Here is a 25,020-nt window from a genome sequence, read left to right on the forward strand (position 1 = left end):
AAACGGTTAGTTTTTTAGAGAATTTCCTTCCTTGCTGTTCCTCAGTATTCCTACCCAATCTGGCATACAAACGGTATAGTTTTTGGCCTATTGTCTGTTCGAATAGGGTCGCTATACCCGCATGCCGCTAACTGCCCGAAAGATCGAATCAACCAAGCCAGCGGACAAGGTGATAACCCTTTCCGATGGATCGGGACTAGAACTCAGGATCACGCCCAACGGTAAGCGCGGTTGGCGCTTCCGCTACGTTCGTCCCGACGGTTCCAAACGCCGCAACATGATCAGTCTCGGTGTTTACCCGACAATCACGCTCGCCAGAGCGCGAGAGCTTGCGCTGGAGATCCGCCGGCAACTCGTCGAGGGGATCGACCCAGCCGAGCACCGAAAGGCCGAGAAGGAGCAAGAGCGGAACCCTCACGCTCATACTTTCCGCGTGATCGCTGGGGAGTGGCACGCCGGAAAGGCCCAGCAGTGGAAGGAATCGTCCCGACGCACTCAGGGGAGCTGGGCTGCACTCGAGCGCCACGTTTTCCCCTTCGTCGGTGACAAAGGGTTGGACGATATCTCGCCAATGGAGTGGCTAGAGCTGCTGCGGCGTTTGGAGCGAGAGGGCAAGCACGAACAAAAACGAAAGGTTCACTTCTTTTGCCGTGACGTTTACCGGCTCGCTGTCGTGACCGGCAGGGCGTCGAGTAATCCACTCAACGATCTCGCTGTGGCGCTGGTACGGGGCAAGTCGAAGCACATGGCCCACCTCGACGCCGAGGAGCTACCCGAGCTCGTTCAAGCTATCGAGGTCTATACGGGTAACGAACTGGTCAAACATGGGCTCAAACTGCTGTTGCTGACGGCGGTGCGCCCTGGCGAGCTAAGGCTGGCCAAGTGGGAAGAATTCGACTTCAACAAGGCCGTTTGGACGATTCCCGCCGACCGGATGAAGATGGGGCGTCAGCACCGCGTTCCGCTACCACGCCAGGCGATGGCCACCCTGCGTCAGATGCAACGGATCTCCGGCCATTACCCACACCTATTCCCCAGTCGCAACGACGCCACCAAGATCATGTCGAACATGACTTTCAGCATGGCGCTGAAGCGCATGGGCTTCGAAGGCCGTCACGTGCCCCACGGAACACGACACACCGTCGCGACGGGGCTCAAGGAAGCTGGATTCCCCGGCGAGTGGATCGAGATGCAGCTCTCTCACAAGTTGCCGGGGATTCAAGGCGTCTACACGCACGCCGAGCATATGGCACCGGAGCAAAGACCGGCGATGATGCAGTTTTGGGCGGATCGCCTTTACCCGGATTCCACACAGGTGTGACATGGAAGGTTTTGGCGTGCGATGCCCATACTGCCGTGCCAAGGTGGTTACTCGCGGGCACTGGAAAACTTCAGAATCTCAGCGCGTTGCTATCGTGAGATGTTTTCGGTGCAAAGTGCGCTGCCGAGTCAGTGTGACAATCAGCCCTGTCCGACAGTACCGGAAAAAGACCGTTGGAGGCGCTGACACAAGCAACGTTCGCGGCCGTGCTTCTAGGCGGCGCGGTGTTCTTATTAGTCCAGAGAGAGCCAGCCTAGACCCAGATACCTACGGACTAGGTGAGAGATGCCCGAAGTGTGGCGCGGGCATGTATATCCGTTCTAGCCGGTACATTGGGAAGAATCACAAAGCGTTCTACCTAGACTGTCCCGAGGCCGGTTGCAGCACGCGCCAACGTGCCGATCTCAGGGGCTCCATCCTCCCATCGTTTCTATTCTCGTTCTGGCCTGCCACACCCGTTCCAATTCGGCGCCTACTCGTTCGGGTATAGAGGCGCGCTTCATATATAGCATCTTTAAAACGACCGTCTGCGTCACCGCCAAAGACCGCTGACATCATTCAATGTTGTATTCCTCTGTAGAGTGACGTTCTACAACGCCAATCGCTCGAAGTCCTGCCATGACCCCGGCAAGCTATCCCTGTCCTGAGCGAAAACGCCTGGACACGCAATGGAAGCCACCGAGGAACCATCATGGCCAACGTCCCAACGACAACCGCTTTCCAGAAGGTCGAGCGCATCGAACTCGGCAACCGCCTGTTGCGCCGCCGCGACGTGGAGCTCAAGACCGGCAAGAGCCGATCCGCGATCTATGCCGGCGTCAGCAACGGCACCTTTCCGGCACCGGTGCCGATTGGTGACAAGAGCGTCGCCTGGCTCGAGGAGGAGGTGGATAGCTGGATCGCCGCCCGACTCGCCGAGCGCAACCGCACGCTGGCCGGTCGCCAGATTCATCACTTCGCCAAAAACGCCCAGGAGGCCCGCGCATGAAACGCTTCACACTGACCGTGGGCGCGCAGTCGCTCAACTTCACCGAAGAAGATATCCCGGCGTTGGACGAGGCGCTGAACGTTGCCACCAACCGCGCCGGCCGCGAAGTGATCCGCCATAGCGCCAGCGGCACCCGCGTGGCGGTACTGATGGAACGCAAAGGGAGCGGCGGCAAGCATTCCACGCTGCCACACGATCCCAATACCGTGCTGATGCGTGACCAGCATCGCGGCCCGACGCTCGAGACCGACTGCTAGACCGCCCGCACTCTCCGACCTAATCCGAATCGATTCACACAGCCGCTCGACGTTCACGCCGAGGGGAATAGGGAGGCTTTGTGCCTACGAAACGCGAAAACCCCGGTCAGCGTGGGGCTGCCGGGGCTCTCAAAGACACTCTTAGCAACGACGATCCTAGCAAAATCCGGCGCGGTGTCACGTCCCGACACACGCCGATCTACTGGGGACTGGTGCTCGCCATTCGTCATCCTTTGGCCGGGGAGGGCTTGCGCCTTCCCAAAGGGTCCGGCTACGATGCTCGCGTTACGGCAAAATCCGTAACCGGGCGTGGAAACCCGTACTACTCAAGGCGCAGCAGCGCCCCTACCTTTGCAGGCGCTTTTTTTGTGCCCGCAAAGCGTCGTTATGGCGGCTGTGCGTGGGCGGGCTTCGGCCCGGCCGGTTTCCTTGAGTGCCGGTTTTCCACCCCGCGTACAGTCGCCACCTATCTTGTGGAAAGGATTTTTGGCGGCTCCGAAGATACTCAAGGAGCTAGTCCCATGGCAGAACACGCCCCCCGTACGTCCGCACGATCCGTTATTCCCCCGCATCAAATCGCTACCGCCGTTATCGGTGCCAAGCTGATCGCTTTCCGCGTCAATCGCCGTCCCGATCAACTCGCGCATCTGCTGGGCATGACCCGCATGGCCGCCGAGCTGGGCGCGATCACGCCGGAAGAACGACAGCAGTTCCTGGCCGATCTCGACGACCTGATGGCCGAGGAGATGCGTCATGGATAAGCGCCTCGAACAAGCCAACTGCCTGACCGAATCCGAATGCCTGTTGATCGATCCGCGCACCGACCGCGAGACGTTGCTGGACAACGCGGAGATGCGCCTCGACGCGATCAAGGATCTGATGTTCACGCTCTCGACCATGAACGGCCGAGACAACGATCTGACCTCGGTGGATCTCTCCAATCTGGCCATGGTGTCGCGATTTCTCGTCGGTGACGCCTGCGACCTACTGGCAGCGGCGCGTCAGCAAGACCTGGATGCGCGTGCGGCGACCCGGCGTCAGAACGCGGGAGGTGGCCATGTCTGAAGTCGTCGCCAAGATCCAGCGTGTGTCTCGCGCCTCACTGGCTTACGCAGAAACCCTGACCCGTGAGTGGCTGCCGCAAGGCAGCCGCCAGGGCAGCGAGTGGGTGGCCCGTAACGTCGCCCGTGGCGACCGCGCCAGCGGCTCGTTCGGCGTGTCGCTCGTGACCGGCAAGTGGAACGACTTTGCCGACCGCAACGCCCACGGTGGCGATCTGATCTCGCTCTACAGCTACCTGTTCGGCTGCCGGCAGGTCGACGCCGCCATGGCGATCGATCGACGCCTGGGGCTGGGCGTGTTCCGCTGGGGCGCGGCTCCCGTCACGTCGTGTGCCGAGACCCAACCGGCCCCGGCGTTTCCAGATGCTACGGACGAGGCCCACCGCCAACGGCTGGAGAGTCTCGCCGCGGAAAAGGCCCTAGCTCGCCAGGAAGCGGCGGCCCGGGCTCGCACGGTGTGGGACGCCGCCAGGGCGGCCAGCACCACCCATCCCTATCTGATGAGCCGGGGCGTTCCGGCCTATGGCCTGCGTCAATGCCGGCGCGGCTGGCTGCTGGTGCCGCTCTGCGCCCAGGGCGAGCTGGTCAACCTGCAATGGATCCTGCCCAACGGCAAAAAGCGCTTTCTCAAGGGCGGGCAGGTACAGGGTGCCTATTCCCTGATCGGCGAGCCCATCGCCGGTGGCCGGCTGTTCATCTGTGAAGGCTGGGCGACCGGGGCAACGCTTCATCGCCTCACCGGCGACCCGGTGGCGTGCGCCATGAATGCCGGCAACCTGCGCGCCGTCGCCGAGACCATGCGCGCTGCGCTCAATGGCTCGCTGGATATCGTCATCGCCGGTGACGACGACCGCCAAACGGCCGGCAACCCCGGGCGGCAGGCGGCCAACGATGCCGCACTGGCCGTGGGCGCGATGGTGCTTTATCCCAAGTGGCCGGAAGGCTGTCCGGAGGATCTGACCGACTTCAACGACCTGTACCGCTGGCACCGCGCCAGGCTCGATGAGGCGTCCCAGTCCGGCCAAAGCCAATCCCTCAACGATAGCCACAACGACAGCGCGGGAGGTGATCATGAGTGAGTCACAGCCCCATCTGACCGTGGTCGGCGAACCGGCCGCGCCGGAGCGTATCGGCATCGCCCGGCCTGGCTTCGAGGTCTACGCCGGCCCGACCACCGTTGATGGTCGCGTATTCCGCGCCGGCGTCTGGTATCACGGCATCAAGCAGACCAGCCCGGACGAACCGGGACAGCCATTCGATCTGTGGGTGTGCGGCCCGCTTCACGTCACCGCCGAAACCGTCGACAGCGATGACGGCAGCATCGGCCGGTTGCTGAAGTTCCAGCACCGAGGGCGAGAGCGCGAATGTGTCATCCCCATGGAAGCGCTCGCCGGGAAGGGCGAGGACGTGCTCAAGACGCTGATGCGTCAGGGGCTCGTCATCGAGTACCACCACCGCAAACACGTGCCGGCCTATATCGCCAGCCACCACACGCCCCAGGTGGTGCTCGATACGATCACCCGCCCCGGCTGGCATGAGCGCAGCGGCGCGTTCGTGTTGCCCAACCGGATCATTGGCAGTGACCGCGTGCGTTTTCACAGTTCCGGCCGTGAAGCGCGGATCTTCGACACCCTTGGCACGCTCGAGGGCTGGCAAAGCGAGATCGCCGAGCCGTGCCTGGGCAACCCGGTGCTGATCCTGTCGGTGTGCTGCGCCCTGGCGGGCCCGCTACTCAAGAAGGTGGGCGTCAACGGCGGCGGCGTGCATCTGGTCGGTGACTCCTCGAGCGGTAAATCGCTGGCCCAGGACATTGCCGCCACGGTGTGGGGCCCGGCGGATCGGTTCAAGGTCTCCTGGGACATGTCCGGGGGCGGTGTCGAGATCGAAGCCTCGTCGCGCAACGACACGGTGATGATCAACGACGAGATGAGCCGAGCCAGCCCCAAGCAGATCCAGGGCCACGCCTACGCCATCGCCAACGGCACCGGCAAGGGCACCATGACCCGGGAACGGGAAGGGCGGCCCAAGAACTACTGGCGCTTGCTCGCGCTCTCCAGTGGCGAGCGCTCGCTGGGCGATCACGCCGCCATGGCGGGCAATACCGCCCACGCCGGCGCGGAGCTACGGATGGTCGACATCAACGCCGGCACCCGTAAACACCGTGCCTTCGATGACGTCCACGGCACCAGCGGTGAAGCCTTCCACCGCACCCTGACCGGCGCGGCCGGGCGACACTATGGCCACGTCGGTCCCGCGCTGGTCGAGAAGCTGCTTGAGGACGAGATTGCCGACGGCCTGACGTGGCGATTCGGCGAGATCCGCAAGGCGTTCAACGTCTCGAGCTCCCAGGCGGGACGGGTGGCGGATCGCTTCGCGGTGATGGCGCTGGCCGGTGAGCTGGCCAGCGACTGCGGCATCCTGCCCTGGCCGGCCGGGACATCGACCGACGCCTGTCGGCTGCTGTTCGCCGAATGGTTGGCCACCATCGGTGACGGTAACGCCGAGGATCGCCAGATCCTGTCTGCGCTGTCCGACTTCATCGCCCTGCACGGGGATAGCCGGTTCTCGAGCATCCACGCCCAGTTCGCCGATCCCAGCGTGCGCCACCGCGCCGGTTACTTCGAGATCGAGGGCGACAAGCGCTTCTACCTGTTTAACCGCGCCGCGCTCACCGAGGCCGCCGAGGGCTACAGCCGTGCCCGCATCCTGCGCACGCTCGGGCAGCACGACGTGCTGGCCAAGATGGACGAAGGCCGCAAGCAGAAGAAATACCGCCTGCCAGGGGGAGGGATGGGGCGGTTCTTTGTCATCGATCCCGACCGCCTCGACCCGGAGGGCGGTGCCTGATGCGACCCGACAACGCCCCACACGTTCCCAATGTGCCGACCGAGGCAGCCCCAAACCAACACCAGCCGGGCGGCAGCGCCGCCCAGGTGACGACCGCCGACACCGTGACCCAGGAGCCAACCCGCATGACTACGACGAACGAGAACAGCCAGGACACCCAAGCCCGCACCCAACCGACCGGAGAGACTGCCGCCATGACGACGACCGAATCCCGACTGCAAGGCCAGCGCCTCGACTACCTGCCGCAAACCACGGCCATCAACGCGCTGACGCCCGAGAAAGCGAGTGCCCGACTGGAGCAGGCCCGCACCGAATACCTCAATCAGCGTGAGCGGCTGGAGCCGGCCGCCCAGGAACTCGAGCGGCTGCGCAAGACCCGCAACGCCGCCGAGCATCAATCCCGCCAATCTGGGGAAAGCTGGCGCAAAGGGTTTCTGGAGAACTTCGGCAAGCAGGGCAAGGGGATCCGCGAACAGCAGAAAGCCGAACGGGAGTGGCGTCTCGAGGTCGAGCAGACCGACGCCATGATCGAGCTGCTATCGCCCCAGGTCGAATGGCTGCGCCTGCATACCCAGGTCGCCCGGGAGCAGTTCCAGCGGGCTCGCAGTGAAGCCAGCGAAGTCATGACCCAGCAAACGCTATTGGCCGCCGCCGAGGCGCTATGCAATACCGACGAGGCCAAAGCGCTCTATGCTGCGCTGCCGGCGCTGTTTGGCCGGGTGGAGACCGATCTTTGCAACAACGCGGCGTATATGGCGCACCACTACCAGGTGGATACCACTGCCGAGCCTGGCACCGTCATCAAGCACCAGCTGAACAATCAGGAGACCCAGCACCTCGATCACGAGATCCGCAAGCGCCAGTATGCCGCCATTGGGGAGATGGTGTGGCGGCTGCGACCGGGTAAGCTCGACGCCGCCCAGCCGGAAAGCCTGGCCGATATCGCGCCGCTGACCTGCGAGGATGGACGTAACGCGTACGGCAGCTCGCTCAAGCGCGCCCAGCGACTCAAGGAACTCCAGGCCCAACTCGAATTGCCGGCGCATTGACGACGCCCAGTGCCTCGATAGGTCGACCGGCAATCAGCCCCGCTAAGTGCGGGGCTTTTTTGTGGTGCAGAAGGCCTCGCCCGGCGTCGTCGAAAGATCCGGCACGGCGACCCAGCCCCGAAACCCATTCGCTCGCCAGGAGAAAGGGACTTGCCTAATCCTATGATCGCTGGCATCCGACACGTTCGAGGTGGGAATCAGGAACATCTGAGTCAATTCTCACAGGAACCTCAAAAATAGTGGGAACACCGGGAACAGTGGGAACACCGCGCTATAACCCGCATGGTTGAGCGGTTCCCTTGTTCCCAGTAAGGAGTGTGTAAACGGGAACAAGTGGGTACAACAATGGGTACGGGTGTCGCTTGACCCAGAGAGAGGGTGATTCTGTTCCCACTGTTCCCAAAACCGGGAACGGTGTACCCATCCTGTAACCCGCATGGTTGAGCCTTGTTCCCGGTGTTCCCACTGTTCCCACTAAAAAATCACGTGTGTAATAACGCATTGGGGAGATGAGAAACGTTATCGACTACGAGAGGGCGCCAAATTGCATAATCATGCGGCTGATCATTCGCCCCCTGGCGAGCGAATGGGGTTAGGTCTTGCCCTTCACGCCACCAGTTTTTCGACCATCAAAATGATCGAGTGGATCACCTTGATATGGATCTCCTGGATACGGTCGGCGTAGCCGAAGTGAGGAACCCGGATTTCCACGTCGGCGAGCCCCGCCAATTTGCCGCCATCCTTGCCGGTCAGCAGTATGACGTTCATGTTCTGGGCTCTGGCTGTCTCGACGGCTTTGATGATGGTTTCGGAGTTACCCGAGGTCGAAATGCCGAACAGCACGTCTCCTTGCCTGCCTACGGCTTCGACATAGCGTGAGAAGACATACTCGTAGCCGAAGTCATTGGCGACACAGGAGAGGTGGCTGGGATCAGAAATGGCGATGGCCGGCAAGCCCCGGCGGTTCTCCCGAAAGCGCCCGGTGAGTTCTTCGGCGAAATGCATGGCGTCGCAGTGTGAACCGCCATTGCCGCAAGCGAGAACCTTTCCACCGGCTTTGAAGCGTGCCGCCAATAGCTCCGCTGCTTGTCCGACCGCTTCCAACTGGGTCTCATCCTGACTGAAGCGGGAAAGCACGTCGGCGGCTTCGTTCATCTGGTCTCGTACGATCTCTTTCAGTTCCACGGGGGCTTCCTCTGAGCTGGCTTCGCTGGCGAGGATAGCAAGCCTACACGCCCAAGGCCCTCGATGCGGTAATGCAGCGCTTCGGATAGTCATCCGTCATCTTGTCAGCGTGGGGTGAGCGCCGCACACTCTCGAGTTCCCGCGAGCCCACCTTCAGCATGGATGCCCTGTGACTTTCGAGACGATTCTGATCATCGCCTGTGCCTACCTCGTGGCCGCCTTTGTCAAAGGGGCGACCGGCCTGGGATTCTCGACATCCGCGTTACCCATCCTGGCGCTTGGGCTGGGGCTGAAATTCGCGATGCCGCTGGTGATCATTCCCTCGCTGGTCAGCAACGCGATCGTGATGAGGCAAGCAGGACACTTCGGCGAAACGATGCGGCGCTTCTGGCCGATGTTTCTTGCCACCATTCCCGGCCTGTTGATTGGCCTCGCCGTGCTGGATCTGGTCGATAGCCTGGTCGCCGGCGCGATACTGGGTGTGGTGCTGATCGGCTACGGCGTTTTCACGCTGTTTCGCCCTGGCCAGCCGTTATCGCAGAGCCTGGGCCGAAAGCTCGCGCCAGCGTCCGGCCTTCTCACCGGGCTGGTGAATGGCATGACCGGATCTCAAGTCATGCCGGTGCTGCCGTTCCTGCTCGCGCTCCGGCTCGATCCCAAGCGGTTTATTCAGGCGATCAATATCTCCTTCAGCCTCTCGAGCCTGATCATGGCCGTGGGCCTGGCCAAGCTGGGGCTCATGACGGTCGAATCGGTCTGGATCTCGTTGTTGGGGCTGATACCCGTCTACGTCGGCACCAAGATCGGCGGTGTCGTGCGCCAGCGGATGGATGCCGACACCTTCCGCAAAGTGGTGCTGCTGATGCTGATCGCTTTCGGCGTCGTGCTGGTCAGCAAAACCGCCCTGGCATAGGGCGGGTAGCGCCATTCAGGACGCGCGTAAGGGCGAAACCCGTTGCAGAGCCGTCACGCTGCTGGGTTACGAATAGGCAATAGTGGGGCTGGCCAGCGATGTGCTAATTTCGCTGATTGACTATCAATGACTGGGTATGAATCGAATGATTAAAGGCGTGATTTTCTGCGTGTGCTTCCTTGTCGTGCAGCTCATGGTGTTGAGCCATATCGATAACCGCCTATCGCCTTCTTCCAAGGATGCGCGCCAGGTCGTAACGACGACGCCAGCAGTCAACCGAGAAAAGAAAGACGAGAAGGACGCACGTCCATCTTGATCATTCCGATGGGCTGAGAGCCCACCAGCCTGAAAGGGGGGAGGGCGATGAAGCAATGGGCGCTCTCAGCCATCCCGCCTTCCCTCTCATAGCGCCTCTTCACGCACTGCCTCTACCTACCCCAGCCTTGGCCCTTATCGGGCGAGCGAATAGGCGTCATCGGCCCCTGTGGCCATCCTCTGGTTTGTGCTCTGCCGAACCCCGCCGCGCGCTGTCGACTCCCCGCCCCGCCTGCGCGCTAAATGGGTCGGTTTTGATGCAGCGTTGCAGAGAGCTCCAAGCCGCACGGTTGCTGGGGCGACGGGGCGATTCCGGTTCTTGAAAAACGATGCGGAATGATGCGTTTTGCAGCCTGTTCGACGAAAGGCGGGAGATGGTGGATAGAGAAGTGAAACAAAATGTGGCAGATTGATACAAAGGATATTCTTGGGAGAGCTTGAGAGGTCTAACGGGTTTCGCATCAAAGAAGATATGCAGGCAAAGGCAGCAAGCTCGTTTAGTGATGTTATGCAGCCTTTATTAAAATTCGCGTTAGAACCAGATGGTTAACGTTGCATCATAAGAATATTAAACGCGCACGCTCGTTCAAGTGAGAAACGCGCCTGCTACCTAATACCTGCTGAATTTCCTGGGGGCACAAGCATGTCCGAATGGGATGACGATATCGCGGCGCTTGCAATGAGCGATGTTGAAAAAAATGGCCTGCAAGTTTATCGAAATTATACAAAGGCATTCGAGAGGGATCAGGCAAAGAAATTTGCAGCGGAAGTTAATTCTCAATCTCACGATGTGTCGAGATTAAACAGGGTATGTGATGCCATAGCCTCTGATGATGAAAGGCTTATCCCAGTAATCGCTTGCGCATTTGCTGACGAAGTGCTTGATGAAATGTACAAGCGTGAAGTGGCAAAGGGCATCCCGGGAGGCAGAAACAGCCTCTTTTCTGGGTACGGGCCATTCTCAAGTCTGTCAAAGAGAATACAAGTTGCCTACGCCTTTGGCTGGATGAGTGAAGATATATTGAAAGACATGGATTCGCTGAGAAAGGTCAGGAATAAATTTTCCCACTTATGGGACCATAAATCACTATCTGGCTATGCTGAACAAGCCCCAACCTCTGATATCACTCCCATCGAAACAATGTTCAAAGAGCATGAGGAGCGGTTGCTTTTGTCTGGGATAGAAAACCTTGATGCTCTTGGGCGCCTCCGAATCCGGACGATTTGGCTGTTGGGAAGGCTATATTATGAGTCGCTACTATACCCCCTCGCCCTTAAAAAGCGGCTAAAACCCTATGTTGTGCTCTACAGAGAGCATAAACCGGATCTGTTATCACAGATCGCAGGCGTGTGTAGTGAATTCACTCGGACAGTGCTTAGGGAAAAAAATTGATAAGTCCAGTCACAGCGACGGCTTCTTCGTTGCGGCTTTCGTCTTCACTACAAAGCCGCGCGTGCTGGCGGCGTTAGGCAAATCATGCTGAAAATGACTCATAGGTTGACGACTGAGCTTCGGCGCCTGGCATTCGAGCATCACGACCATTGTTTTTCGTGCAACTATAAGTTCAAAGAGGCCGACACATCCCACCTTGGATATAGCCAGAATGGAGAGCCCCTCTACCTATGTGACGGCTGTTCAAAGCAGCTTAAAGAAACCGCGGTACGTTACTATTTTAAACCCAGACCCTATGAAATTCCCGATCCCTCCAGCAAGCTTTGGAGGTATATGGATTTTACGAAGTATGTGGCTTTACTTTCTTCTGGAGGTTTGTATTTTGCCTCCGCCGATTGCTTTGAAGACACCTTTGAGGGTGCGAAGGGGTTTAGGCGAAATAAATCACGCTGGGACGAGTATTACTTAAAATTTTTTCGTGAAGCTATAAAAAGCCCACCAGAAGGCCATGAGTGCAAGTTTTCAGATAGCGAAATAGATGAGCAAGCTCACAAGTTACTCCGAGACATGGGAGCCGTGGGGGAGTCCAGAAGAAAACAGACGTTTATAAGTTGTTGGCATGAAAGTGAATACGAGTCGGAAGCGATGTGGCGCCTATATTCAAGTTTTCTGGCCAATGCGGTGGCCATACGAACTTCATGTCAAAGCTTATATACAGCTCTAGGGAGGAACCCGTCGATAGACATCGGTCGCATAAAGTATTTGGATATGGAAAGAAGTTATGCTGGTGTTAACGATTCGTTCTGGCGGAAGCGTAGATCTTTTGAGCATGAAAGAGAGGTTAGGGCTATTTTTTCGGACTTTAGGTGTCAGGAATCCGGTAAAATCACTCTCTGCGATCTAAATGTTCTCATAGAAGATGTCTTCGTTTCCCCACTAGCGCCAAGCTGGTTCGTTGCCTTGGTGAATGATATAAATGACAAATACTCTATCAAAGCAAAGGTTAGCCCCTCGGAACTCGTTGAGGAGCCATTCTTTTGACGGTCAACTGCCTAATAAGGCCAGTCTCGGCGGCGTCTACTACATTGCGGCTTCGCCTCCAGCTTCTACAGAGTTTGCTAACCTGCGTTATGTGTGAGCCATGAATGAAAAAAACTCGGGGAAAGGGATGAAACAGGAAGAAAGACAGGTGGTTAAAGCGCTATGGAGTTGTGTTCCACTAATTATCTTAGGGGGGTTAATTCCAGTGGTTGCATATTTTTCATTTTTCCGGCCCGAAAGCGAAGCGGCTGATATCTGGTTTCAGCGTAGTGGATCAATCAGCGTTATTTTTGGTGTCTGGACGGAGTACAGCCTCTCTAAAGTAAACGAGCACATCAATCTATCAGGAATCGTTGTAAGCGATCAGACAGAGCTGAGTGAGAGATTCAAATTACGCTATCGCATAGCACAATACCTTGGCGCAGCGCTGGCTATCATAGGCACAGTTATCTGGGGGTACGGTGATCTGTTCCGGGAAGCCATATAACCAATCCATCAAGTTCGCGCGGTTTATGCGCTGGACCTCGTTTCACTCGGCCCCTTCTGGACTGAGTTGTATTTCCTATAGCTGCATGTGACCGTAAGCCGCCTTGAGGCCAACTCTCTTACAGAGGTAATGGCATACCGAGTGGCATATAGCGATGTTCCTGTGTCTGTAAACTATATATAAATCATGCACCTAGGTAGTTTTTAGAGTCCTGCCTCGGCCTTCGTGGCTTATTCTTGCGCTTGACCTGACTCTCGACGAATACCCAATTCTGTCCGCTCATCGACGTGACTATCGTGATCCTTCCTCTATATGAAGGCTAAGGCCATGCACGATGCGATCACGATCAGTCTCACCGTCGATTGCCCCTGGCAGTCTGTCTATGAAGTCTTTTGGCGGCCGGAGGCTTTTCCTCTGTGGGCTTCCGGGCTGAGCCAATCCCAACTCAGCCGGCAGGGCGAGCGCTGGTTGACGCAAGGCCCGGAGGGCTCGGTCTTCATCCGCTTTACGCCGCATAACCCTTACGGCGTCATGGATCATTGGGTCGAGCTGGAAGACGGGCAGGAGGTCAGGCAGGAGATCTATGTGCCGCTGCGCATTATCGCCAACGGCGATGGCGCGGAAGTCCAACTGACGCTCTTTCGTCTTCCTCTGATGGATGAAGCAGCGGATGAAGCGACATTTCAGCGCGATGCCGATTGGGTCCGCCGTGATCTGGCTGCGCTCAAGGCGCTGGCCGAAACGACGATATCGATCAGTGCCGGTTGATGAACTCGATCACCAATTGGGCGATGGCGTCCGGTTGGTCCTCGGGCGAAAAATGGCCGCAGTTCTCCAGAACGGTGAGTTCCGAACCCGGAATGTCCGTATTCAGGCGGTGAGCGTAATCCACGCTCTGCCAGGCATCGTCCGCACCCCATATCAGCTTGACCGGCAGGTTGCCCAGCTCGCGCAATCGTTCAGCCACTTCCAACGTATGCTTTGGGTCGTAGTGGCGTATCTGATGCTGGAACAGGCTGGGCTGGCCGATCGGGCCGCTGATGAAGTCGAGGTAGATATCGAGCGCGGAAGCTTCCAGCGCGCTCTGGTGATGAACGGCGGTCAGCAGCCACTCGCGAAAGTGGGCGCGGTGTTCGTCATCGGGAACCTTGATCAGCCTTTCCAGCCCTGCAGCCATCTGTTGGCGGGTGCGTGGCGAGGGGTAGCTGTCGTAACTCACCACGTCGATGAGCATGAGCGAGCGCACTCGGTGGGGCTGGAAAATGCCGAAACGTTGGGCGATGCCGCCGCCGAAGTCATGCGCGACGAGATGCGCTGTCTCCAGCCCCCAGTGATCCATCAGCTTTTCCAGCACCGGGACCTGAGCGGAAATCGAGGTGTCGACCGAAGGGTCCCAGGGGCGCTCGGAGTGACCGTAACCCAGCAGATCGAAGAGATGAACGCGGTAGCCGGCCTCGACCAGCCTGGGCATCACATGGCGCCAGATGAGAGAAGAGAAGGGCGTGCCATGCAGCAGCACGATGGGGTCGCCCTTGCCGTAGGCGCCGTGAGCGATACGTTTGCCGTCGATCAATACGTTGTCGATCGCGATGGGTTTCATGTTCCAGCTCCGGCTTGAGGTGTCTCGATGAGCTTGCGAGACTTGGCAGCATGACTCAAATGAGTTATTTCACGATGATAATCGATATTTGTCATGTTGGCCTTGACGTGCTTCGCGTATGGCTCGGTCTCTGGGAGTGACGCAAGTGAGTGCAAGACTGGAAATGGGGGCGTTGCAGGCACTGCAGGCCGTTGTCGATCAGGGCGGCATCACGCGGGGTGCCCATTCCCTGGCGCTGACGCAGTCGGCCGTCTCGCACAAGATTCGGCGGCTCGAGACGGCGCTGGGTTGCGAGCTGTTGGCGAGGCGCACCGGAGCGCCATTGTTGACCCCCGAGGGCGTAAAACTGTTGCGTTACGCACGCCGCATTCTGGAGCTGCATGACGAGGCGATAGTCAGCCTGGGGACGGTGCCATTGAGCGGACGAATCCGGCTAGGTGTCACCGAGGATGCGACCAGCGGCGGTCTGTCACGCATTCTGGGAAGATTCGCCCGGCGTCATCCGGAGGTTGCGGTGCAGACGCGCGTCAGTCAGAGCCTGACCATCGAAGGTCAGCTCGACCGGGGCGAGATTGATGTCGGCTTTCTACAGCTGTTCGAGCATCGTCAGCGAGCTTCGGATGTGGTGGTTGCCCGGGAACCGCTGCATTGGGTGAAATCGCCGGATCTTTCGCTTGATACGGGTCGACCGTTACCGCTCGTTGCGTTCGATGATGACTGTTTCTACCGTCAGTGGGCGATGGAGGTCGGGCAGTCGCACCCCCCGGGTTTCACTACCGTCATGACCTGCGGGAGCATCGCTGGTGTCGTGTCGGCAGTGCTCTCCGGGTTGGGCGTGACACTCTTGAATAGCCGCCACATCACACCCGAGTTGGAGATCATGAAGGCCGCGTTTCCTGAGCCGCCGCCGATCGTTTACGTCATCCGAACCGGGCGCAAGAGATACTCCAGTGCGGTTCTTGGGTTGGTCGAGGCGATTTCTGGAGAGACTGATCGCGTCTGAAAAAGAGAGGTGGCGTGGGGATGTCGCCGGGTCAGCGCTAGCGCGGGAGAGGCTTACACTCGTGTCAATCGCACCTTGCAGCCGAACATTTGAGAGTGCAGGCTGCGAAGTGAGGGAAGAGAGGCTATGATCTCTCTGTGGGGAAAATTTCGGTCTGTAGGCCGAGATGGAAAGTTTCTCGCTTTCCGATGAACACAGGGGTTGACGGGGTGACGATGAGAGCGCAAACTGACGGCCTAGTTGGTTAGCAAGTCGCATATTGTCAGTTGCACTCGAATCATTCGGTAGCCTGGTTATATCCCCTTGTTTTACCCACTATATCGGGTAGCACCCGGCAATCGTAATTAAGCGTTAAGCGCATTAAAGGAATTCGTAACATGGCAACTGGCACAGTTAAGTGGTTCAACGACACTAAAGGCTTTGGCTTCATTTCTCCGGCAGACGGTGGCGACGACCTGTTCGCACACTTCTCCGAGATCCAAGCCGACGGCTTCAAGTCTCTGCAGGACGGTCAGGAAGTTTCTTTCGACGTCACTCAGGGCAAAAAAGGTCTTCAGGCTGCTAACATCAAGCCGCTCTAAGACTTTCGGTAGATTCTTCGCCTTAGGGCGATAGAGCTTCCAGCACCAAGGCCCGCTAACGCGGGCCTTGGTGTTTTTGTGTGTTCATATTATTCATTGACGTTCCTGCCTCCGAGCTTCAGGCAGGCCACGGGACCTTTCAAGGCATGGCCGCCATGCAGATCGTCGACGCCGACAGTCACCACCTCTCCGCCATCACGGATATCTTCAATCACTATATCCTGCACACCAATGCCCGATTCGAAACGTCGCCCCTGACACTGGTAGATAGGCGGGAGTGGTTTTCCCTGTTTGCTAGGAACTCACGGTATCAGCTGCTCGTGGCTGTGGAAGGGGGTCAGGTCGAAGGCTTCGCGGGTTCGCAACCCTATCGTAAGACCTCGGCGTTTTGCCAAACGGTGGAAACCACCATCTACCTGGCTCCTGACAGGGCAAGACGCGGTATCGGCACACGACTTTATTCAGCGTTATTCAGCCGTCTGAGTGAACAGGAGCTGAATCTCGCCGTCGCAGGTATTGCCTTACCGAATGAAAGCTCCATAGCGCTGCATGAGAAATTCGGATTTCGTCGCGTCGGGATCTTCGAGGACTATGCGATCAAGAACGGCCAGTACCTCAGCGCTTTATGGATGCAGAAGCACCTGATGCGGCGGCAGGACGGGTAAAAGCGCGTAGCACGCGATAGACCAAAACCCCCAGCTGCTAGATCGGCTGGGGGTGGCTGAAGATACTGCTTAGCTCTGGCGACGCGCAGCGATGCTGCCGAAGCGGCGCTTGAACTGCGCGGCGCGGCCTTCGGTGCCGACCTCGCGCTGCTTCCCGGTGTAGAACGGGTGCGAGGCCGAGGAGATGTCGAGATGAACGAGCGGGTAGGTGTTGCCGTCTTCCCACTCGATCGTTTCGTCCGAGGTCATGGTCGAACCAATCTTGAAGTACTCGTTGACGCTGGTGTCGTGGAAGATGATCTGGCGATAGTCGGGATGAATGCCGTTTTTCATGGGAATCTCCTGTTCGGGTAATTTTGTTATGTTATTACATAATTGATGTTTTGGGCAATCTTTCCTGCCGGGTGAGGCCAGACCAGCCTGGCTTGTGCGCATCGAGACGTGATCCGTTATCATCGCGTCTCACCTATCAGCCAGATAACGACTCTGCATGCACAACCTCTACATTCCCGTCGTCGCCATATTGGTGGTAGCCGCCATCATCTTCGGCGGCCAGGCCATCTCGGACAGCCAAGTCGATGACGACATCAAGGCGCTGATTTCACAGCAACTGGGCTCCGACCGCGAGATCGAGTTGCAGGCAATGAAGGAGGTGCAGAAGGGCTACGGCGTGTGCGGGCTTTATCAGACTGCCGAACATGGCCGAGACGCCTCACCTTTTTACTATAGCAAGGTCAACGAGCGCGTGACCCTGGACGCCGAATCCGAGCGATATCGGCGTCACTGCGAGGGCTAATACAGGAGGGTCAAATCTGCTGAAAGCGGTCGATGCGTTCGCGAATGGCATTTTCGGGACCGATGAGATCCTGCAGGTCGCGCTCTGTCAGGCCGATATCGCGATGGCCGTGGACGATGGAGGTATAGTTCTCGCCTTCGCGGATCGCTTCCTCCACCAGTAGCGAAAGCTCCTTGCGATCATCGAGAGAGGTTGGGTCGAAGCTTTGCCGCGAACGCTTGAACTGGTTGGCTTGTTCTCTGCGACAGCGAAGCAGCAGACTTTCCGTGATGAACGACGTGCTTTTCATGGATCGTACCCCCGACGGCGAAGTTCACTCTGAGATTAGAACCAATTCGCAGCATTTCACCATTGGCTTTTTGTTGTAGATCGGCATTTGCTTGTGCAGCAAAGGCGTTGGACACATTTGCGGTCTACGACCAAGGTCGGTAGGGTCTAGCCCTTCATGCTTAAAGAACCGATCTGATATGACCTCCGACAACAACATGCCGGCCGCTCGGCGTGGCCAATTTGGCGATCCCGTGGTTCTAGTACTGACCATCGGTTTCATCGTCGCATTTGTGCTGTTTTCAGCGATCTCTCCCGACGCTGTGACTGATGCCATTGGCGCCGGCTTCACCTGGACAGCCGCAACGTTCGGCAGTTTTTTCCAGTTGCTGCTGCTACTGACGTTCTTCATCGCGCTCGGTATCGCGATCTCGCCAGCCGGCCGCGCGCGCATCGGCGGCACGGATCGCCCCGAGATGAGCACGTTCAAATGGATCTCGATCATCCTGTGTACCCTGCTGGCAGGTGGCGGCGTGTTCTTCGCCGCCGGCGAGCCGGTCTACCATTTCGTAGTCACGCCCCCGGCCTTCGATACCGAACCCGATACCGCGGCTGCCGTCCCGGCTGCCCTGGCACAATCATTCATGCATTGGGGCTTTCTGGCCTGGGCCGTACTCGGCACGCTGCCGGCCATCGTGCTGGCGCATCAGCATTATCATCGCGGGCTGCCGCTTCAGCCGCGCACGCTGCTGGCGCCGATGATTGGCGAACGTCGAGTCCGTGGCGTGCTGGGCAGCGTGGTCGATGCGGTCTGTGTCATCGCGCTGGTGGCGGGTACGGTCGGCCCGATCGGCTTTCTCGCTACCCAGGTCAGCTTCGGCTTTCATGAGCTTTTCGGCCTGATGGACGGCTACGGCACCCAGTTGATCATCATGGCGATTCTGGGCGCTATCTACGTGACCTCAGCGGTGACGGGGATCGATCGAGGCATTCAGATTCTCAGTCGTTTCAACGTGATTCTGGCGATGGCCATCGCGGCAGTGATTTTGGTGTTCGGTCCGACGCAATTTCTCGCCGATGCCTGGTTCCAGGGCTTCGGCACTTATTTGGGGTCGTTCTTCGAGATGGCTTCGATGACCGCACAGACCGCGCCGGCCTGGTGGATGAAATGGTGGACGGTGTTCTTCTTCGCCTGGTTCATCGGCTACGCGCCGTTGATGGCGATCTTCGTGGCGCGGATCTCCAAAGGCCGCAGCATTCGCGAAATGATCGTTGCCGTCGCGATTCTTGCGCCGCTGGCGACCACGGCATGGTTCACGCTGCTCGGGGGTTCAGGGATCTTCTACCAGCTTCATGGCCTCATCGACCTCACCGAACCGTTGCAGAACTTCCGTTTCGACGTCGCCACGCTGACGGTAGCGCAGGCGTTGCCGGGCGGTGTCTTCATGGCGTTGGCGATTCTGCTGCTGACCACGATCTTCGTGGCGACCACGGGAGATTCAATGAGCTATGCCATTTCCGTGGTGTGCGCGGGTCATGATGAGCCCAAGCCCGCGCTGCGCGCTTTCTGGGGCGTGGCGATGGCATTGATGGCGGCGATATTGCTGAAGATGGGCGCCGGTCAGATCAGCGTACTCCAGCAATTCATCGTGATTTCGGCGATTCCCGTGTCACTGGTGCTGCTGCCGACCCTCTGGCACGGACCGAAGTCCGCCTACGCGATGGCGCGAGAGCAGGGCCTGCTAGGCGATACCCGCGCGGCCGGGCTCGCTGACTGACCCCATCGCCAATCCATGAGTGCAACGCCCACGGTAGCTGGTCATCGGGGGCGTTTTTGGTAGGGGGCGAGATTGTTGGCGCAGAGAAGTTGGAAAAGCGAAGTGGGAAAAAGGGCGGCGGTTGGATTTGCGATCTACGACTAAGGTCGGTATTGTGGCGCGCTTCATGCCTAAAGAACCCTCCCTCTGATATGACCTCCGACACCAACGTGCCATCGATGCAGGGTGGCCGTTTTGGCGATCCCGTCGTACTTGTACTGACCATCGGTTTCATCCTGATCTTTCTGGCCGCATCGGCAATCGCGCCGGATACGGTCGCCCAGGTGATCGATATCGGCTTTACCTGGTCCGCCAAGACCTTTGGCAGCCTGTTCCAGCTGCTGATGCTGCTGACGTTTTTCATTGCCATCGGTGTCGCCGTCTCGCCGGCCGGGCGCGCGCGAATCGGTTCGCAATCACGGCCCGACATGAGCACGTTCCGGTGGGTATCGATCATTCTGTGTACGCTGCTGGCAGGTGGCGGGGTGTTCTTCGCCGCAGGCGAGCCGATCTATCACTTCGTGGTCACGCCGCCGGCGTTCGACTCCCAGCCCGGCACCGCGGAAGCCATTCCCAACGCGCTGGCCCAGGCCTTTTTCCATTGGGGGTTCACTGGCTGGGCGATTCTCGGCACGCTGCCGGTGGCGATTTTGTCGCATCAGCACTATCAGCGTGGCATGCCTTTGCAGCCGAGGACGCTGCTGGCGCCGGTCTTCGGCGACCGGCTGGTGAAGGGGTTCCTCGGCGGCGTGGTCGATGCCATCTGCGCGATCGCCGTCACCGCGGGTACGGTAGGGCCGCTGGGCTTTCTGGCCACGCAGGTGAGCTTCGGGCTTCACGATCTGTTCGGTCTGCCGGGCGGCTACGCGGTCGAGCTGGGCATTCTGGCAGTGCTGGGTGCGATCTACGTGACCTCGGCCGTTACCGGCATCGATCGCGGCATCCAGTTTCTGAGCCGTATGAACGTGATTCTGGCATTGGTGATCGGCGCCATCATCCTGCTGTTCGGGCCGACGCAGTTCCTGGTCGACAGCTGGTTCCAGGGTTTCGGTACCTATCTTGGGCACTTCTTCGAAATGTCGACCATGACCACGGTCACGGCGTCACCGAGCTGGATGAAGTGGTGGACGGTCTTCTTCTTTGCCTGGTTCATTGGTTTCGCGCCGCCGATGGCGATCTTCGTCACTCGGATCTCCCGCGGGCGGACGGTGCGTGAAATGATCATTGCCACGGCCGTGCTGGCGCCCATCGTCACCACGGTCTGGTTCACGCTGCTGGGCGGTTCGGGCATTTTCTACCAGCTGAGCGGCGCGATCGATCTCGCCGAACCGCTGAAGAGCTTCCAGTTCGATATCGCCACCTTGACCGTCGCCCAGGCACTGCCCGGCGGCACCTGGATGGCGCTGGCCGTGCTCGTGCTGACCACCGTGTTCGTGGCCACCACCGGTGACTCGATGAGCTATGCCGTCTCCGTGGTGTGTGCCGGCAACGATGAGCCGAGCACCGCGCTGCGGGCATTCTGGGGTATCGTTTTCGCGTTGATGGCGGCGATTCTGCTGGCCATGGGCGAAGGCCAGGTCAGCGTACTGCAGCAGTTTCTGGTGATCCCCGCGGTGCCGGTGGCACTGATCCTGGTCCCTACGTTATGGCATGGCCCCAAGGCGGCCTATGCAATGGCAAGAGCGCAGGGCGTGCTCGGCGAATCGCCCGCAACGGCGCCATCACGCTGACAGCATTCGGATTCTGGTCCTGACAAGACGAGCCTGACAAGACGACGCCCCCGACGGATCTCTCCGTCGGGGGCGTCTTCGTCTGGTCGGCCGCCATTGGCTTGGCGGCGGGCCCTCATGCGGCTCAGGTGTCAGCTAGTGACTGTCTCCGTGGTCGGCTGAGCCTCGGTCAGGCGGCGTTGACTGCCATTGATCGGAATCTGGCGTGGCCGCTGCTCTTCGGGAATCACGCGCAGCAGATCGACGATCAACAGGCCATTTTCGAGCCGGGCGCCCTGGACTTCGATGTTCTCGTCGAGCCGGAACGACAGCTTGAAGGCGCGCTGGGCGATGCCCTGATGCAGATACTGCACTCGGTCGTCTTCCTGGCGCTCGCCTTTACCCGCGGTGATCGTCAGCACCCGCTTTTCGACATTGACGTCGAGTTCCTGCTCGGCGAATCCCGCCGTGGCGACGGCGATCCGATAGTCGTTATCGCCGTATTTCTCGACGTTGTACGGCGGATAGCTGGGTACGTCGTTCTGCAGCGAGGATTCGAACAGGTCGTTGAGACGGTCGAAGCCCACGGAGCGACGGAACAGCGGGGAGAGTGACAGTGTGTTCATGGTAATAACCCCCTGATTGACAGCGAAGCTTTACTGACGCCCGGACCCATTCCGGAGCGCCGGATCGCAGACCCGCTTGGCGGCATCTGCCGTCGAGAACGAACGCATCGATGATGCCGTTCGCGACTGCTCAATCTCGACGTTATGTTAAATAGGGCCGTCGAATTCGTTTTCAAGCGGTCGAAATGCCAATCCTTGAATTTTTTTCGACGCGTCTGAAACCGGTGTGGTTGACGACTTCAAGCTCGATATGGAGTCGCTTTCGGGGGATTCAAGCGCCGGCCGGGCTGGACGGCGCGTTCATCAGTCAGAGCCATCAGCCGAACAGCTGGCCGGCGATGCGCAGACCGGCGACCCAGGTCGCGATGGCGGAGCCTACGCTCGATAGCAGGAATACCAGCAGCGTGCGGGCGACGCGATTGCGCCACCAGCCCTGCCAATGGCTGACGTCGCTGCGCAGCCGCGAGAAGTCGCCGACGGTGGGGCGGCGAAGATAGAGCTCGACGCCGGCGGTCACGAAGCCGACACCGATGGTCGGGTTGAGCGAGGTCAGCGGGGCGCCGACGAAGGCGGCGATGATCGTCAGCGGATGCGCTAGGGCGATCAGTGCGCCAAGCGCGGAGAAGCTGCCATTGATCAGTACCCATTCGCCCACCAGCGACCAGCCGAGTGACGTATCGCGACTGAACCCGATAGCGAAGCCGGTCAGGACCAGGGCGACGATCACCCACGGGATCACCTTCCACCAGCGCGAACGGGGAGCGGTCGCCTCCAAATTGGCACGTTCCTGGATCACGGCATCGAGTTCGGGCGTCTGCTGGTTCAAGGTCTGCAGATGGTCCGTCATGCCCTTGAGGTGGCCGGCGCCAATCACCACCAGCACGCGCTTGGCGCTGCCGTCCGGCAGTTCCTCGACCAGCTTGAGCGCCATATAGCGGTCGCGCTCGGTGATCAGCGGTTCATAGAGCGTCTGGGACTGTTCGGCGAATTCGGCGAAAGTGGACTCGAGCACGTCCCCCTGCTTGAGCTTTTCGATCTCTTCGCTCGAGACCTTCTGGCGCGACAGTACGCTACCCAGGAGACCGGAGATCAGGCTGAAGCGCTTGTACCAGGGCACGTTCTGATAGATGCGCTTGAGCGTCACCCCGATCTCGCGATCGATCAGATAGAGCGGCAGCCCGGCACGCTGCGTCTCCTTGACCGCCGTGCGCATCTCCGCCCCGGGCTCGATCCCGGATTGCTCGGCGACCCGTTGCTGGAACGCGCCCAGCGCCAGACTGGCGGCGACCATCCCGGCCTTGCCCTGCTTGAGGACTTGGAACAGGTCGAGCTTGGCCATGGCGTTGGGCTGGACCAGGCTCTGATGGCGCGAGGTGCAGAGTTCGATCGCGACGGCATCGAATTCGCCGGAACGAATCAGTTCGCGAACCTCGTCGGCGCTGGCCTGGGAAACGTGGGCGGTACCCAGCAGCGTCAGATGATGATCGGCGAGATTGACGGTCTCGCGAGGTCCGGCAGCGGTGTCAGACATCAAGGGCGTTCCAGGCTGAAAGAGATAAGGCGGAAAGATCGTAAGCTGAATGATTGTAAGCTGAGAGATCCTCGCCCCATATTGCACGTCGTGCCGCCAATTCCAAGCGATTGACTGCGAAAACCGGCGATGCGTAGTGGGGGGTGTGGAGTGAGAAGTGGCGGCGGGCGAGGGCTGACGTCTTCTGTCACCCCCGCGGGCGTCTTGCCATCAAGCGCGGGCGGCTTCCCCGCGCGCGTCCCGCTCGCGGATCAATCGCGGCCGGCAAGGTGGGCTTCGGCGTGGGGCGAACGGCAGGCGGCGGCAGTGAACAGCACATCGGTGGAAGAGTTGAGCGCCGTTTCGGTGGCGTCCTGCAGCACGCTGATGACGAAGCCGATCGCCACCACCTGCATGGCGACGTCGGCCGAGATGCCGAACAGGCTCGCCGCCATCGGGATCAGCAGCAGCGAGCCGCCGGCGACACCGGAAACCCCGCACGCGGCCAGCGCGGAAACCACGCACAGCAGTACCGCCGTGGCGAAATCGACGTCGATTCCCAGGGTATTGACGGCGGCCAGCGTCATCACCGTGATCGTCACTGCGGCGCCGGACATGTTGATCGTGGCGCCCAGCGGAATCGAAACGGAATAGGTGTCGGTGTGCAGGTCCAGCCGCTCGCACAGCGCCAGGTTGACCGGGATGTTGGCCGCGCTGCTGCGGGTGAAGAACGCGGTAATGGCACTGCCGCGAAGACAGGCGAAAACCAGCGGGTAGGGGTTGCGGCGGATGTAGAGGAACACGATCAGCGGGTTGGTCACCAGCGCCACGAAGGCCATGCAGCCGAGCAGAACCACCAGCAGCTGGGCGTAGTCGACCAGCGCGCTCATGCCGGTCGAGGCGAAGGTGTCGGCGACCAGACCGAAGATGCCCAGCGGCGCGAAACGAATGATCCAGCGCACCAGTCCGGAGACGGCGTCGGAGAGATCGCCCAGTGCCCGGCGCGTGGTGTCATTGGCGCGGCGGAGCAGCAGGCCGAGCCCGACCGCCCACGCCAGGATGCCGATGAAGTTCGCCTCGGTCAGCGCATGTACCGGGTTGTCCACCGCACTCATGGCCAGATTGCGGAGAATCTCGACGACGCCCGTCGGCGGCGTGCCGTCGGCGCTGGGTGCGTCGAGGATCAGCGTCGTCGGGAAGGCGAAGCTGGCGGTCACCGCGACCAGCGCGGCGACCAGGGTGCCGATCAGATAGAGCATCAGCACGCCGCGAATCTGGGTCGGCTGGCCGCGCTGATGGCCGGCGATCGCGGCCATGACCAGCACGAAAACCAGAATCGGCGCCACCGCCTTGAGCGCGCCGATGAACAGATCCCCGAGGATGGCAAACGTTGAGGCGATCGAGGGCGCCAGTGACGCCAGAATCAGCCCTGCGGCGATGCCGATCAGAATCTGGGGAATGAGACCGATGCGAAACCGGGGCGAAGAGGCGGTACGGGATTCGGAACTGGCGGACATGACGCTCTCTTGAGGTTGCCGGGTGGCGAGGCTGACGGCCATCGTGATGGCTGTGGTAATGGCAATGATGGT

28 protein-coding genes are annotated in these 25,020 nt (G+C 59.7%); 21 read left to right on the plus strand and 7 right to left on the minus strand.

All coding sequences use genetic code 11. From position 1 onward, the window contains the following. Positions 1-121: 121 nt before the first annotated feature. The 9 genes from ACUN9V_RS01590 to ACUN9V_RS01630 all read left to right on the plus strand — a co-directional run bounded on the left by ACUN9V_RS01590 (position 122) and on the right by ACUN9V_RS01630 (position 7,523). Positions 122-1,321 carry a tyrosine-type recombinase/integrase gene (locus tag ACUN9V_RS01590; protein ID WP_445510103.1) on the plus strand — a complete coding sequence of 400 codons (1,200 nt, stop codon included), beginning with the start codon at positions 122-124 and terminating at the stop codon, positions 1,319-1,321. 1 nt (position 1,322) lies between these two features. Beyond that, positions 1,323-1,811 (plus strand): ogr/Delta-like zinc finger family protein, encoded by a 489-nt coding sequence (locus tag ACUN9V_RS01595; RefSeq protein ID WP_445510104.1) that lies wholly within the window; start codon positions 1,323-1,325, stop codon positions 1,809-1,811. A 201-nt stretch (positions 1,812-2,012) separates the two neighbouring features. Next, entirely contained in the window at positions 2,013-2,309 is a 297-nt protein-coding gene (locus tag ACUN9V_RS01600; protein ID WP_445510105.1) for a helix-turn-helix transcriptional regulator, read from the plus strand. Then, positions 2,306-2,566 carry a hypothetical protein gene (locus tag ACUN9V_RS01605; protein ID WP_445510106.1) on the plus strand — a complete coding sequence of 87 codons (261 nt, stop codon included), beginning with the start codon at positions 2,306-2,308 and terminating at the stop codon, positions 2,564-2,566. The genes ACUN9V_RS01600 and ACUN9V_RS01605 overlap by 4 nt, the downstream gene beginning before the upstream one ends. A 521-nt stretch (positions 2,567-3,087) precedes the next feature. Further along, complete coding sequence (locus ACUN9V_RS01610) at positions 3,088-3,327, plus strand: hypothetical protein (protein ID WP_445510107.1); 240 nt, start codon at positions 3,088-3,090, stop codon at positions 3,325-3,327. After that, on the plus strand, positions 3,320-3,631 hold the full coding sequence (locus ACUN9V_RS01615) for a hypothetical protein (RefSeq protein ID WP_110693630.1): 312 nt from the start codon (positions 3,320-3,322) through the stop codon (positions 3,629-3,631). The genes ACUN9V_RS01610 and ACUN9V_RS01615 overlap by 8 nt, the downstream gene beginning before the upstream one ends. Beyond that, positions 3,624-4,706: a toprim domain-containing protein gene (locus ACUN9V_RS01620; protein WP_445510108.1), complete on the plus strand. Its 1,083-nt coding sequence runs from the start codon at positions 3,624-3,626 to the stop codon at positions 4,704-4,706. The genes ACUN9V_RS01615 and ACUN9V_RS01620 overlap by 8 nt, the downstream gene beginning before the upstream one ends. Then, entirely contained in the window at positions 4,699-6,474 is a 1,776-nt protein-coding gene (locus tag ACUN9V_RS01625) for a DUF927 domain-containing protein (RefSeq protein WP_445510109.1), read from the plus strand. The genes ACUN9V_RS01620 and ACUN9V_RS01625 overlap by 8 nt, the downstream gene beginning before the upstream one ends. A 125-nt stretch (positions 6,475-6,599) precedes the next feature. Beyond that, positions 6,600-7,523: a hypothetical protein gene (locus ACUN9V_RS01630; RefSeq protein WP_445510110.1), complete on the plus strand. Its 924-nt coding sequence runs from the start codon at positions 6,600-6,602 to the stop codon at positions 7,521-7,523. 606 nt (positions 7,524-8,129) lie between these two features. Here the strand turns inward: ACUN9V_RS01630 and lpcA are convergent. Next, entirely contained in the window at positions 8,130-8,708 is a 579-nt protein-coding gene (gene lpcA, locus ACUN9V_RS01635) for a D-sedoheptulose 7-phosphate isomerase (RefSeq protein WP_445510111.1), read from the minus strand. Between the two features lie 169 nt (positions 8,709-8,877). Here lpcA and ACUN9V_RS01640 point away from each other — a divergent pair, with 169 nt between their 5' ends. The 6 genes from ACUN9V_RS01640 (at position 8,878) to ACUN9V_RS01665 (ending at position 13,625) form a co-directional block, all read left to right on the plus strand. Continuing rightward, positions 8,878-9,621, plus strand: a complete 744-nt coding sequence (locus tag ACUN9V_RS01640) for a sulfite exporter TauE/SafE family protein (RefSeq protein WP_445510112.1) — start codon at positions 8,878-8,880, stop codon at positions 9,619-9,621. Positions 9,622-9,757: 136 nt separating this feature from the next. Beyond that, on the plus strand, positions 9,758-9,937 hold the full coding sequence (locus ACUN9V_RS01645) for a hypothetical protein (RefSeq protein WP_139313640.1): 180 nt from the start codon (positions 9,758-9,760) through the stop codon (positions 9,935-9,937). 642 nt (positions 9,938-10,579) lie between these two features. After that, the gene (locus tag ACUN9V_RS01650; RefSeq protein ID WP_445510113.1) at positions 10,580-11,329 is read left to right on the plus strand and encodes a hypothetical protein; all 750 of its coding nucleotides are present in this window, start codon (positions 10,580-10,582) and stop codon (positions 11,327-11,329) included. Between the two features lie 84 nt (positions 11,330-11,413). After that, a complete protein-coding gene (locus ACUN9V_RS01655) occupies positions 11,414-12,370 on the plus strand; it encodes a hypothetical protein (protein WP_445510114.1) in 957 nt (318 codons plus the stop codon). A 127-nt stretch (positions 12,371-12,497) separates the two neighbouring features. Continuing rightward, positions 12,498-12,857: a hypothetical protein gene (locus ACUN9V_RS01660; RefSeq protein WP_445510115.1), complete on the plus strand. Its 360-nt coding sequence runs from the start codon at positions 12,498-12,500 to the stop codon at positions 12,855-12,857. Between the two features lie 327 nt (positions 12,858-13,184). Next, entirely contained in the window at positions 13,185-13,625 is a 441-nt protein-coding gene (locus ACUN9V_RS01665; protein WP_445510116.1) for a hypothetical protein, read from the plus strand. On the opposite strand, the gene ACUN9V_RS01670 is transcribed toward ACUN9V_RS01665, so the two are convergent. After that, positions 13,612-14,457, minus strand: a complete 846-nt coding sequence (locus ACUN9V_RS01670) for an alpha/beta fold hydrolase (RefSeq protein WP_445510117.1) — start codon at positions 14,455-14,457, stop codon at positions 13,612-13,614. The genes ACUN9V_RS01665 and ACUN9V_RS01670 overlap by 14 nt on opposite strands. 145 nt (positions 14,458-14,602) lie before the next feature. Here ACUN9V_RS01670 and ACUN9V_RS01675 point away from each other — a divergent pair, with 145 nt between their 5' ends. The 3 genes from ACUN9V_RS01675 (at position 14,603) to ACUN9V_RS01685 (ending at position 16,706) form a co-directional block, all read left to right on the plus strand. Beyond that, positions 14,603-15,460, plus strand: a complete 858-nt coding sequence (locus tag ACUN9V_RS01675) for a LysR family transcriptional regulator (RefSeq protein ID WP_445510118.1) — start codon at positions 14,603-14,605, stop codon at positions 15,458-15,460. A 377-nt stretch (positions 15,461-15,837) separates the two neighbouring features. Beyond that, entirely contained in the window at positions 15,838-16,041 is a 204-nt protein-coding gene (locus ACUN9V_RS01680; protein WP_071229947.1) for a cold-shock protein, read from the plus strand. A gap of 146 nt (positions 16,042-16,187) precedes the next feature. Next, on the plus strand, positions 16,188-16,706 hold the full coding sequence (locus tag ACUN9V_RS01685; RefSeq protein WP_445510119.1) for a GNAT family N-acetyltransferase: 519 nt from the start codon (positions 16,188-16,190) through the stop codon (positions 16,704-16,706). 69 nt (positions 16,707-16,775) lie between these two features. On the opposite strand, the gene ACUN9V_RS01690 is transcribed toward ACUN9V_RS01685, so the two are convergent. Continuing rightward, entirely contained in the window at positions 16,776-17,039 is a 264-nt protein-coding gene (locus ACUN9V_RS01690) for a type B 50S ribosomal protein L31 (protein ID WP_075562664.1), read from the minus strand. A gap of 157 nt (positions 17,040-17,196) precedes the next feature. Here ACUN9V_RS01690 and ACUN9V_RS01695 point away from each other — a divergent pair, with 157 nt between their 5' ends. After that, positions 17,197-17,502, plus strand: a complete 306-nt coding sequence (locus ACUN9V_RS01695) for a hypothetical protein (protein ID WP_445510120.1) — start codon at positions 17,197-17,199, stop codon at positions 17,500-17,502. Positions 17,503-17,512: 10 nt separating this feature from the next. Here ACUN9V_RS01695 and ACUN9V_RS01700 read toward each other — a convergent pair whose 3' ends face one another. After that, complete coding sequence (locus ACUN9V_RS01700) at positions 17,513-17,791, minus strand: hypothetical protein (protein WP_075562662.1); 279 nt, start codon at positions 17,789-17,791, stop codon at positions 17,513-17,515. Positions 17,792-17,969: 178 nt separating this feature from the next. Here ACUN9V_RS01700 and ACUN9V_RS01705 point away from each other — a divergent pair, with 178 nt between their 5' ends. Further along, on the plus strand, positions 17,970-19,547 hold the full coding sequence (locus ACUN9V_RS01705) for a BCCT family transporter (RefSeq protein WP_445510121.1): 1,578 nt from the start codon (positions 17,970-17,972) through the stop codon (positions 19,545-19,547). 191 nt (positions 19,548-19,738) lie between these two features. Then, entirely contained in the window at positions 19,739-21,316 is a 1,578-nt protein-coding gene (locus tag ACUN9V_RS01710) for a BCCT family transporter (protein ID WP_445510122.1), read from the plus strand. A gap of 131 nt (positions 21,317-21,447) precedes the next feature. Here the strand turns inward: ACUN9V_RS01710 and ACUN9V_RS01715 are convergent, their stop codons facing one another. The 3 genes from ACUN9V_RS01715 to sstT all read right to left on the minus strand — a co-directional run bounded on the left by ACUN9V_RS01715 (position 21,448) and on the right by sstT (position 24,948). Further along, positions 21,448-21,921 carry an Hsp20 family protein gene (locus ACUN9V_RS01715; protein ID WP_445510123.1) on the minus strand — a complete coding sequence of 158 codons (474 nt, stop codon included), beginning with the start codon at positions 21,919-21,921 and terminating at the stop codon, positions 21,448-21,450. 316 nt (positions 21,922-22,237) lie between these two features. Then, positions 22,238-23,452 carry a TraB/GumN family protein gene (locus ACUN9V_RS01720; protein WP_445510124.1) on the minus strand — a complete coding sequence of 405 codons (1,215 nt, stop codon included), beginning with the start codon at positions 23,450-23,452 and terminating at the stop codon, positions 22,238-22,240. A 251-nt stretch (positions 23,453-23,703) separates the two neighbouring features. Further along, on the minus strand, positions 23,704-24,948 hold the full coding sequence (sstT, locus tag ACUN9V_RS01725; protein ID WP_445510125.1) for a serine/threonine transporter SstT: 1,245 nt from the start codon (positions 24,946-24,948) through the stop codon (positions 23,704-23,706). Between the last annotated feature and the right edge of the window lie 72 nt (positions 24,949-25,020).

The sequence above is a fragment of the Salinicola sp. V024 genome, assembly GCF_052645315.1.

Coding starts and splice junctions, on each gene's coding strand:
- ACUN9V_RS01620 (WP_445510108.1), top strand. CDS start 3,624: ATGTCTGAAGTCGTCGCCAAGATCCAGCGTGTGTCTCGCGCCTCACTG.
- ACUN9V_RS01645 (WP_139313640.1), top strand. CDS start 9,758: ATGAATCGAATGATTAAAGGCGTGATTTTCTGCGTGTGCTTCCTTGTC.
- ACUN9V_RS01650 (WP_445510113.1), top strand. CDS start 10,580: ATGTCCGAATGGGATGACGATATCGCGGCGCTTGCAATGAGCGATGTT.
- ACUN9V_RS01705 (WP_445510121.1), top strand. CDS start 17,970: ATGACCTCCGACAACAACATGCCGGCCGCTCGGCGTGGCCAATTTGGC.
- ACUN9V_RS01665 (WP_445510116.1), top strand. CDS start 13,185: ATGCACGATGCGATCACGATCAGTCTCACCGTCGATTGCCCCTGGCAG.
- sstT (WP_445510125.1), bottom strand. CDS start 24,948: ATGTCCGCCAGTTCCGAATCCCGTACCGCCTCTTCGCCCCGGTTTCGC.
- ACUN9V_RS01700 (WP_075562662.1), bottom strand. CDS start 17,791: ATGAAAAGCACGTCGTTCATCACGGAAAGTCTGCTGCTTCGCTGTCGC.
- ACUN9V_RS01600 (WP_445510105.1), top strand. CDS start 2,013: ATGGCCAACGTCCCAACGACAACCGCTTTCCAGAAGGTCGAGCGCATC.
- ACUN9V_RS01670 (WP_445510117.1), bottom strand. CDS start 14,457: ATGAAACCCATCGCGATCGACAACGTATTGATCGACGGCAAACGTATC.
- ACUN9V_RS01690 (WP_075562664.1), bottom strand. CDS start 17,039: ATGAAAAACGGCATTCATCCCGACTATCGCCAGATCATCTTCCACGAC.
- ACUN9V_RS01660 (WP_445510115.1), top strand. CDS start 12,498: ATGAAACAGGAAGAAAGACAGGTGGTTAAAGCGCTATGGAGTTGTGTT.
- ACUN9V_RS01685 (WP_445510119.1), top strand. CDS start 16,188: ATGGCCGCCATGCAGATCGTCGACGCCGACAGTCACCACCTCTCCGCC.
- ACUN9V_RS01610 (WP_445510107.1), top strand. CDS start 3,088: ATGGCAGAACACGCCCCCCGTACGTCCGCACGATCCGTTATTCCCCCG.
- ACUN9V_RS01695 (WP_445510120.1), top strand. CDS start 17,197: ATGCACAACCTCTACATTCCCGTCGTCGCCATATTGGTGGTAGCCGCC.
- ACUN9V_RS01655 (WP_445510114.1), top strand. CDS start 11,414: ATGCTGAAAATGACTCATAGGTTGACGACTGAGCTTCGGCGCCTGGCA.
- ACUN9V_RS01605 (WP_445510106.1), top strand. CDS start 2,306: ATGAAACGCTTCACACTGACCGTGGGCGCGCAGTCGCTCAACTTCACC.
- ACUN9V_RS01590 (WP_445510103.1), top strand. CDS start 122: ATGCCGCTAACTGCCCGAAAGATCGAATCAACCAAGCCAGCGGACAAG.
- ACUN9V_RS01720 (WP_445510124.1), bottom strand. CDS start 23,452: ATGTCTGACACCGCTGCCGGACCTCGCGAGACCGTCAATCTCGCCGAT.
- ACUN9V_RS01615 (WP_110693630.1), top strand. CDS start 3,320: ATGGATAAGCGCCTCGAACAAGCCAACTGCCTGACCGAATCCGAATGC.
- ACUN9V_RS01710 (WP_445510122.1), top strand. CDS start 19,739: ATGACCTCCGACACCAACGTGCCATCGATGCAGGGTGGCCGTTTTGGC.
- ACUN9V_RS01680 (WP_071229947.1), top strand. CDS start 15,838: ATGGCAACTGGCACAGTTAAGTGGTTCAACGACACTAAAGGCTTTGGC.
- ACUN9V_RS01630 (WP_445510110.1), top strand. CDS start 6,600: ATGACTACGACGAACGAGAACAGCCAGGACACCCAAGCCCGCACCCAA.
- ACUN9V_RS01595 (WP_445510104.1), top strand. CDS start 1,323: ATGGAAGGTTTTGGCGTGCGATGCCCATACTGCCGTGCCAAGGTGGTT.
- ACUN9V_RS01625 (WP_445510109.1), top strand. CDS start 4,699: ATGAGTGAGTCACAGCCCCATCTGACCGTGGTCGGCGAACCGGCCGCG.
- ACUN9V_RS01715 (WP_445510123.1), bottom strand. CDS start 21,921: ATGAACACACTGTCACTCTCCCCGCTGTTCCGTCGCTCCGTGGGCTTC.